This window comes from Allobaculum fili (genome assembly GCF_020969955.1).
Lineage (GTDB): Bacteria > Bacillota_I > Bacilli_A > Erysipelotrichales > Erysipelotrichaceae > Allobaculum > Allobaculum fili.
Genome location: NZ_JAHDSX010000065.1, coordinates 1 through 8,428 on the forward strand (window position 1 = coordinate 1; position 8,428 = coordinate 8,428).

The window sequence follows — 8,428 nt, forward strand, 5'->3', positions numbered from 1 at the left end:
ACGAGTAGAGCGAAATTTGGAAAGAAGAGAGGGATCGATAATCTTCGTCTCTTCAGGATCCAGACCAAGAAAGAACTTCATTTCGAGGTCGAAGGTTGCCTTATGGATCAAATCACGATCGGAGAGCTCGTGAGCGGCTTTAAGAAGCAAAAGCTTAAGCATAAATTCAGGATCGACCGCCGTTCTTCCATAATCCTGTGTATAGTTCTCGCCAACGATATCCCGAATAAAGGAAAAATCGACATTTTCCTTAAGCATTCGCCAGAAGTTCGTTTTGGGAATCAAAATGTCGTAAAGATCAAGGTAAGGGCTGTAGCTAAGAGTCAGAGTATTCGAGTTATTCAACATAAACTTCGTCATCCTATAAATATTATATAATAAAATCAATTTTAAATATTAATAAATTCGATCATCGGTGCGGATACTTCAGACAAATAAAAATTCCGACATACAATTTACTTATGTATGTCGGAATTTAAAGAGACTTTTTCAGCAGCCTCATGGAAAATCCGTTTTTTTTATTGGAATGGGTAACATCCGCTTCATCAGCAGGAAGCGGATCGAACTGTTCCTTTCCTTACCGGAATGTGTAGCGCAGCCAGATGGCTCCGTCTGGATAGGACTGGACATGATCGAGATGAAGCTTGAAAGGTTTTCGATCCATGGGAAGTCCGTCAAATACAGCCCGCATTCCATTGTGGCCGTCGATGGCCGGTCCAAGAAGGATGCTTACTTCATCAAGCAGTCCCGCATCCAGAAAGGCGCCATTAATCGTACCGCCGCCAACGACTACCATCCGTCCTACATGGAATTCGTCTTTGAGAATTTCGCAGACGCGCGGCAGATGGATCCGGTCTTTTCCGCAGGCAATCCAGGAAATATTTTCGAATCGAGATCGTCCAGATAATCTTTCCTCCCCTGTTCAGAGACCACAATCAGCAGGGGATCTTCCAGATCTTTCGCTTTCGGCCAGAGCAGCGTTCCGTGGGTATCGAGGACGATTTCATAATGATCTGTGGTCTGGTTTTTGGAAAAGGCAGTTTTACCGATGGACGGTGCATCTTTTGCGCTCTCAAATTTTCCAGGCAGAGCCATTTCCAGTTCGGCAGTCACCCGTCCGCTCACATGTGAAGGGGTGTCTAGAGCCTCGAGCGTTTCATAATATTCGTCCGAACCGTCAATGGAGGCGGTAATGGCACAGTCGATGCGTCCATCGAGGGACATCATCATATGGCAGAGGATATAGGGCTTGTTCATTTCTTTCTCCTTGTCTTTGATCTTTTCTCCGGATCCGTCGGATCTGCATCTTCCCGAGAGGGAATACAAAGCCGGTTTCGATCGCAGAGAGTTTTCCTTATCTATATCGTACGACCTGAAGCTTGCTTCAGGTCAAGCACGGTCTATCTGGCTGCCGCAAACTGATCAAAGGGGAAATGACTTACGCGGATATGTATCCAAAGAAAAGAAAACTCCTCCGGATTGGAGGGCCAGAGGAGCAGAGACGAAAATTGAAAGTATGGATAAAAGTAATTTGGATAAATAAGGTTTTGGATAAGGAATGGATTGGATTCGTTTAGAACTCTGGTGATGCGAGATTTCAAACAGGGATCAGGCGTCTGGATACAGATCGGTAGAGAGGTAGCGGTCTCCGCTGTCCGGCAGCAGAGCAACAATTGTCTTGCCTTTGTTTTCCGGACGGCTGGCTACCTGTTTGGCTGCCCATAATGCGGCACCAGAAGAAATACCGGTCAGCAGGCCTTCTTTCGCGGCCAGTTCCCGTGCACTGTCATAGGCGGCCTCGTTGGAGACTTCGATCAATTCGTCATAAATGTCACGGTCGAGCGTTTCTGGGACAAAGCCGGCGCCGATGCCCTGAATTTTGTGAGGACCGGGCTTTCCGCCAGCCAGTACAGGCGATCCCGAAGGTTCGAGAGCGATGATCTGGATATCCGGATTTTTTTCCTTGAGGTATTTGCCGGTACCGGAGATCGTTCCGCCTGTACCTACGCCGGAAATGAAGATGTCGACTTTGCCGTCGGTATCTTCCCAGATTTCCGGACCCGTGTGTTCGTAATGCGCTTTTGGATTAGATGGATTGTCAAACTGATCCGGCATGAAGCTGTTCGGAATTTCCTTGAGCAGTTCTGCGGCTTTGGCAATGGCGCCTTTTGTACCCTGAGCACCGGGCGTTAAAACGACCTGGGCGCCGAACGCTTTCATGAGCTGACGGCGTTCTTTGGACATCGAGTCCGGAAGAACGATAATCGTCGGATAGCCTTTGGCAGCCGCGATGGCGGCCAGGCCGATTCCGGTATTGCCGGAGGTCGGTTCAATGATGGTTGTGCCAGGTTTGAGGCGGCCGTCTTTTTCGGCATCTTCAATCATCTTGCGCGCAATTCGGTCTTTGACAGATCCCGAGGGATTAAAATACTCCACTTTGGCGAGAATTTTTGCATCCAGGCCGTTCTCTTTTTCGATGTGCGTGAGTTCAACGAGCGGGGTGTGTCCGACCAGCTGATCGGCAGCGGTATAGATCTTGGACATAGCGGGGGTCCTCCTTCTGAACAGGTTTCAAACCGTTCCTGTATGTCGTTCCTGTATGTATGGTTACGGATTTTGTGCATGGAATGAATTGACATGCCCAAATCTTCAATCCGATCGAAAACGAGCATGGCGCAAGCATAATCCAATAAACCTACTAAATCAATAGGTTTATAAAAGGCTGGTTTGTTTTAATAAAAAACGCTTAAGAAAATCCGAAAGAAAGCGAATTCCAGAAAATGCAAAAAAAAGCCCAGTTTAAGGGATATAAAACATAAAACGGACGAAGCTTTCGCTTTAAAAACGTTTGACAGGTAAAGGAAGGGTTGAAGGAAGAAAAATGGTCGGTCCAACAGGAAAAATTAAAATATATCAACAGAAGCATTTTTTATACACCGAAAAGCGGATGAAAACGCCTTCAAAAAAGTTTATCCTATCTTTATACCTATCATTTCGGCTGGATCATCGGGCACTTCTGACCGAAATGGGACAGTTCTGTTTCTTCTCAACGATTAGGGCAAGTCTGAAGGAGGGGGCAGAACCGGATATCAAAGGAAAGGAAACTTCATGAAAAAACGAATCTGTTCCGTCCTTCTGGCTGCAGCACTCGCCATGCCTTCCGTAATGCCGTCCTACACACTCACGGCATTCGCGCAAGAGCAGAACGAAACTGCGCCGCAGGCGGATACAACTCTGCTGTACAGCCATGACGATCTGGTCACACTCAATAACGGGGACAATCCTCTTACCGTCACGGATGTTGCGGAACTCGCGAAATTTGCTGCACTCGAAAGCTTCACCTTTGAAACGAGCTTTACCTGCACCAATGCGCTTTCTACCGTGTTCTTTATCGGCAATTCTTCCCAGAACTCGCACTATATGAACGTCTTTGTGACGAATGGCGGTACCGTGGGCATCGAAACCCTGACAGCCAGCGGTCAGAAACCAGTCGATACAAGAGTGGCACTCACGAACACAAGCTTTGGTGAAGAACATCTCCTTGCGGTTTCGTTCGATGCAAAATCGACGGTGAAATTTTATATCGACGGAAAACTGGTTCATTCCGCGAATGTAACTGCGAACGCGGTTAAGGATGTTCTCAGCGGTGTCGACTACGTTGGATTTGGCAAGGGAAATCGCGCAAGCGGAGGAAACAACTATCCGATGAGCGGAACGCTGAAAAATATCCGCGTTTACTCGGATGCAAGATCCGGAGAGCAGATCATTCAGGATCAGCTTGGAAACCTCGCAACTACTGCCTATTCCGGCGGTTCTGTCTATGATGCGAACGCTGCCAGAAAGACGGATACGAGCACGGAAAGTATTGATTCCCTTAAGGATATGACCGAAGGCACCTGGGCGGTACGCTTCCGCATGGACGGATCCAAAACGAATGGACTGAGCTATCTGGCTTCCTTCTCTCAGGGAAGCGTCCGGGATAATTTTGTCTCTCTGTACCTTCACTACTACAACAATGAATGGCGTGCCGGAATTGATGCACCAGGCAAGAATATCGGCGCATATAAAGTCATTCCTGACACAATCAACGTAACGGATCAGCACTGGCACGATCTGATCGCAGTTCGCTCCGGAAATAACTGGACATTCTATCTTGATGGACAGTCTCTGGGAACGGCATCCAGCACAGATGCAGGCTGGTTTAATAAGATCACTGCCCCCGATACGATTTCGTACGGTTTCTGCAAGAGATCTCAGGCAGACATCATGAACCCGTTTGGCGGATCGATTGAAAGCATAAAGGTTTATCCGGGAGTTCTGAACGCAATAGAAGCTCAGCTCGCTTCAGAAAGTCTTTCCCTTTCTGGGCAGACTACCGTTAAGGACGGCTATCTGTCCGATAAGACAACACTGTTTGAAGTCGGCTATGACAAATCTGCAGCTTATCGTATTCCTTCGCTGATTACGACCGACAAGGGTACCGTGATCGCGGGTATTGATAAACGAAACGACGGCTTTGCCGACCAGGGAAATATCGACCTGGCCATTCGTCGTAAAGAAAGCGGCAGTACGGAATTTGATGATCCGATTATTATCAGCGACCTGCTTAAAAAGCAGGGCGGAAAATCCGCAGTTATGATCGACTCTCTGATGATGCAGGATCTCGACGAAGATTCGCCGCACAAAGGACGCATCCATCTGCTGGTCGACATGTTTACCCAGTCCAACGCAGCGATGGAATCTGGAAACCAGGAAAACGGCGACCAGTATCTTCATATTGGAAACAACGCTTACAGAGCGGTTTATAAAGACGGGGAATCACAGCCCTACGCAGTCGTTGAAGAAGACGGCTACGGTATCGTCTATACGACTACCGGAAGCGGCGATTCCATTCAGCTCGGTACAAAGACGGACTACACCGTAACGCTTCATGGACCGCAGCCGTTTACAACGCTTGGAAACCTGTACAAAAACGGAGAATACGCCGGCAATATCTTCATGAACGAAGACGGCCCAGACAAGGGCGAACTGCATATGAAGAAACATATGAGCATCTGGCATTTCTATTCCGATGATGACGGCAAGACCTGGTCTGAACCGCAGAACATTACGCCAATGGCCAAGGAATCCTGGATGACATTCTTCGGAACCGGCCCCGGCCGCGGTCTGCAGCTGACGAATGGCCGTCTGGTAGCACCAATCTATACCGCAACGAAAAATAACTTTGGCGGTTCGCAGTATTCCGCCACAATCGTATCGGATGACTTTGGCGAAACCTGGAAGCTGAAAAATTCTCCAGTACAGGACGTATGGGGATATGACCGTTCTCAGGGTAACGGAAACATCTTAACCGAAGCCCAGTGCGTTCAGCTTAAGAACAGCGACGTGCTGATGTTCATGCGGGCTACCGGAGGCAAAGTGAAAGTGGCCCGTTCCACAGACAACTGCGAAAGCTGGGAATCGATCGAAGATACTCCGATCGCCAACGTATACTGCCAGCTTTCTGCCATCAGCTATACCGGTAAAGACGGCAAGGAACGCGTAATGATCGCTACACCGGCCGGACCTGCCCGTACGCATGGCGTAGTCACCGTCGGCGAAGTTCAGGAAGACGGTTCGATCGATTGGCAGATCGATAAAGCCAAACTAATGGAGCCCACGGGTTACGCTTATTCCTGCCTGACCGAAATCGCTCCGGCAGAAGATGGAACCAAGCGCTTTGCGAACTTCTATGAGCTGAATAACGATCCAATCGTTATGACCTATGTGGAATTCGATGAAAATTATCTGTATTCCGACGAAGAAGCGATCGAAAACAAGGCACCGGAACTGACCTTCACTTCTGCGAAGATGGTCGATGGAAAACTCGTTGTCGAAGCTTCGGCGGATCAGACCGTATTTGCGGCAGGCGATGTGAAACTGCAGGTCAGCTGCGAAGACGAAACTGCAGAACTTGCCCTCAAGTCGGGAAGCGGTTCGACTTCTCTCGTTTTTGAAGGCGATATCCCATCTGACTGGACGTATGCGAGCGCCGATTCTCTCAAAGAAGGCGCTGAACTGAGCAACGTATACGGTAAAGCCGCAGTGATGACAAAGCAGGATCTGATCGACTTTACGGTTGTTCATCCGGCTTCTATCGTCGCATACACCTCACAGTTCTCTGACTCCACAGCGGAAAATGCCGATGGTGCAGCTGTAAACATTATTGACGGCAATGAGAAAACGTACTGGCATTCTCACTACAACAATTCACAGGTTATGCCGCAGGTGATTACCTTTGATATGGGCAAGGAAGTTACCGTCGTTCAGATGAACTTCCTGAACCGCCAGACGAGCACCAATGCCATCTGTAAAGACTTCCTTCTGGAAAGCAGTACAGATGGACAAAACTGGACGGAAGTTCTGGATTCGACAATGCCGAATACGCAGAAATGGATTCATGTTGCTCTTCCGGAAACCACAGCACGTTACTTCCGCTTCTCGGAAAAGAACAACTACAGCAGCAATCTCTGGGCTACCATCGCTGAGCTCTCCTTTAATACGCCAGGCGGAATCGACACACGGGCTGGAGACTTCAGTGCCCTGTCCAATCTCGTAGGCAGAGTCAAGGGCATGGAAGACGGTATGACAAAGGCTTCCTGGGACAACACCAAAGTCGTTCTGGAAAAAGCGGAAGCCATGATCACTGCAAACAACGCCAGCCAGAGCGAAATCGATGCGACTCTGCAGGATCTGCGTGACGTATCCCGTCAGCTCACCACCAAGTCCTTCCTCCAGAAGGAAATCGACCGCTTCAATGACCTCAATGCATCCGACTACACGGCTGCTTCCTGGAAGAACTATACCGATATCCGTACGGAAACGATGAATACGATCGATCAGATCGAAACGCCGATTGATATGGATCGCAAGCTGATGAAACTGGCCAATGCGCGTCTGGATCTGGAAGCCTACGTTCCGGTAACTGTGGATAAGTCTCAGCTGCAGACTGCATTCAACAAAGCCTATGCTCTGGACTTCACACAGTTCAAGGATGGATATAAAGCTCTCGAAGATAAGAAGGCCGAATATCAGGCCCTTCTGAATTCGGATGAAGCGACACAGGAAGAAGTAAACGCCAAAGCGAAAGAGATCAACAATCAGCTGCTGGCTCTTCGCCTGAAATCAAATTCCGAAAAGCTTTCCGGCATCAAAAAATAAGGATCAAGGCTTGAGATAAATCCGTTTCCAAATCCATATGGAACGGTAAGATTTTTCAAAAGCAGTAAGGCTGCTGCCTGTCGACGGATTCTATTCCGTTCACCGGCAGCAGCCTTTTTGTATGGACACCGATTCGAAGGAATCGGAGTCCGTCCCGATGAGAAAAAGAGAAAGAAGAATTTCCAACGTCTGTTTTTAAACTTCACATAGTGGCTAATTTATGTAACCTGCACAATGAATCTGAAACCGCCGGCCGCTATAATGTATTAATAAAAAGGGAATGATTAGTTCATTTCGAAATCTGCGATCAGGAAAGGAAGTGACCTGTATGATTTCTACCCGTGGACGCTATGCCCTGCGCGTTATGCTTGAACTGGCGAAAGGCGATCCGGATCAATGGATTTCCTTAGACTCCATTGCTCAGACACAGCACATGTCGAAGAAATATCTGGAAAGCATTATTCGTTCGCTCGCAGCGGATGGATATGTTCAGGGACTGCGAGGAAAAGGCGGCGGCTATCGCCTTCTGAGGAAACCAGAAGATATTCGCCTGAGCGAAATTCTTCGCAGTGCTGAGGGAAGTCTGGAATCGGTAGCCTGTCTGCGAAATCCCGATTATGTCTGTGATCGAAAAGCGGAATGTGAAACGCTGCCGCTGTGGATCCGCTTCGACGGTATGGTGAACGACTTTTTTGACGGACTGACGCTCCAGGATCTGGTCGATGGAAACATCTGATTGCGCAGGCCCTGATCCCGAACGAGCCGTGAAGAAGGGCAATAAGTTGACATTCTTTTTCGAATGACCTAAGCTTAGGAAGCTGTGTTTCTGGAAAGCCGAAAATAAACAGCGGCAGAAAGAAATAAGCCGACTATACGTGAAATTGGTTAAAAAATTCACAAATAATGCTTGCATCGCCTGGATGCCCGTGTTATTATAGTTGAGCGCTCAGGGAAATCGCTTCTCTCAGTCGTCAAATCACCTTTAGATATCTAAGAAAACAGCTTAAGTGAAAATCTTGAAGAATTTCACGAATAACTGTTGACAGAAATTTCTGACGATGATAGGATAAACAAGCCTTGTGAGAGACATTGATCTTCTCGCAAACAGATGGCTCTTTGAAAACTTTACAGACAGATCAAGAAATTCGAAATACACAACGTCGATTCTTAAAATCACAAAAAGTACTCGAACAATCATTTATTCACGAAACATTAAACGCATAAGCGT

7 protein-coding genes are annotated in these 8,428 nt (G+C 47.9%); 3 read left to right on the plus strand and 4 right to left on the minus strand.

Annotated features, from left to right (window positions below; translation table 11 throughout):
* The 4 genes from Afil_RS10015 to cysK form a co-directional block, all read right to left on the minus strand.
* Positions 1–348: transposase (locus Afil_RS10015; RefSeq protein ID WP_230268420.1), on the minus strand; the 348-nt coding region annotated here is incomplete at its 3' end.
* A gap of 229 nt (positions 349–577) precedes the next feature.
* Positions 578–880 carry a dihydrofolate reductase family protein gene (locus Afil_RS10020; protein WP_242745614.1) on the minus strand — a complete coding sequence of 101 codons (303 nt, stop codon included), beginning with the start codon at positions 878–880 and terminating at the stop codon, positions 578–580.
* Positions 802–1,257 carry a hypothetical protein gene (locus Afil_RS10025; RefSeq protein WP_230268421.1) on the minus strand — a complete coding sequence of 152 codons (456 nt, stop codon included), beginning with the start codon at positions 1,255–1,257 and terminating at the stop codon, positions 802–804. Before Afil_RS10025 ends, Afil_RS10020 begins: the two co-directional genes overlap by 79 nt.
* Before the next feature lie 351 nt (positions 1,258–1,608).
* The gene (gene cysK / locus Afil_RS10030; RefSeq protein ID WP_230268422.1) at positions 1,609–2,544 is read right to left on the minus strand and encodes a cysteine synthase A; all 936 of its coding nucleotides are present in this window, start codon (positions 2,542–2,544) and stop codon (positions 1,609–1,611) included.
* A 304-nt stretch (positions 2,545–2,848) separates the two neighbouring features.
* On the opposite strand from cysK, the gene Afil_RS10035 reads away from it, so the two are divergent.
* The 3 genes from Afil_RS10035 to Afil_RS10045 all read left to right on the plus strand — a co-directional run bounded on the left by Afil_RS10035 (position 2,849) and on the right by Afil_RS10045 (position 7,936).
* Positions 2,849–3,112 carry a hypothetical protein gene (locus Afil_RS10035; protein WP_230268423.1) on the plus strand — a complete coding sequence of 88 codons (264 nt, stop codon included), beginning with the start codon at positions 2,849–2,851 and terminating at the stop codon, positions 3,110–3,112.
* Positions 3,109–7,200, plus strand: a complete 4,092-nt coding sequence (locus Afil_RS10040) for an exo-alpha-sialidase (RefSeq protein ID WP_230268424.1) — start codon at positions 3,109–3,111, stop codon at positions 7,198–7,200. The genes Afil_RS10035 and Afil_RS10040 overlap by 4 nt, the downstream gene beginning before the upstream one ends.
* A 328-nt stretch (positions 7,201–7,528) precedes the next feature.
* Positions 7,529–7,936: an RrF2 family transcriptional regulator gene (locus Afil_RS10045; protein WP_230268425.1), complete on the plus strand. Its 408-nt coding sequence runs from the start codon at positions 7,529–7,531 to the stop codon at positions 7,934–7,936.
* Positions 7,937–8,428 lie beyond the last annotated feature (492 nt).

What these genes read in the sequence shown, in the direction of transcription:
- Afil_RS10045 (WP_230268425.1), top strand. Translation starts at nt 7,529, where the DNA reads ATGATTTCTACCCGTGGACGCTATGCCCTGCGCGTTATGCTTGAACTG.
- Afil_RS10025 (WP_230268421.1), bottom strand. Translation starts at nt 1,257, where the DNA reads ATGAACAAGCCCTATATCCTCTGCCATATGATGATGTCCCTCGATGGA.
- cysK (WP_230268422.1), bottom strand. Translation starts at nt 2,544, where the DNA reads ATGTCCAAGATCTATACCGCTGCCGATCAGCTGGTCGGACACACCCCG.
- Afil_RS10040 (WP_230268424.1), top strand. Translation starts at nt 3,109, where the DNA reads ATGAAAAAACGAATCTGTTCCGTCCTTCTGGCTGCAGCACTCGCCATG.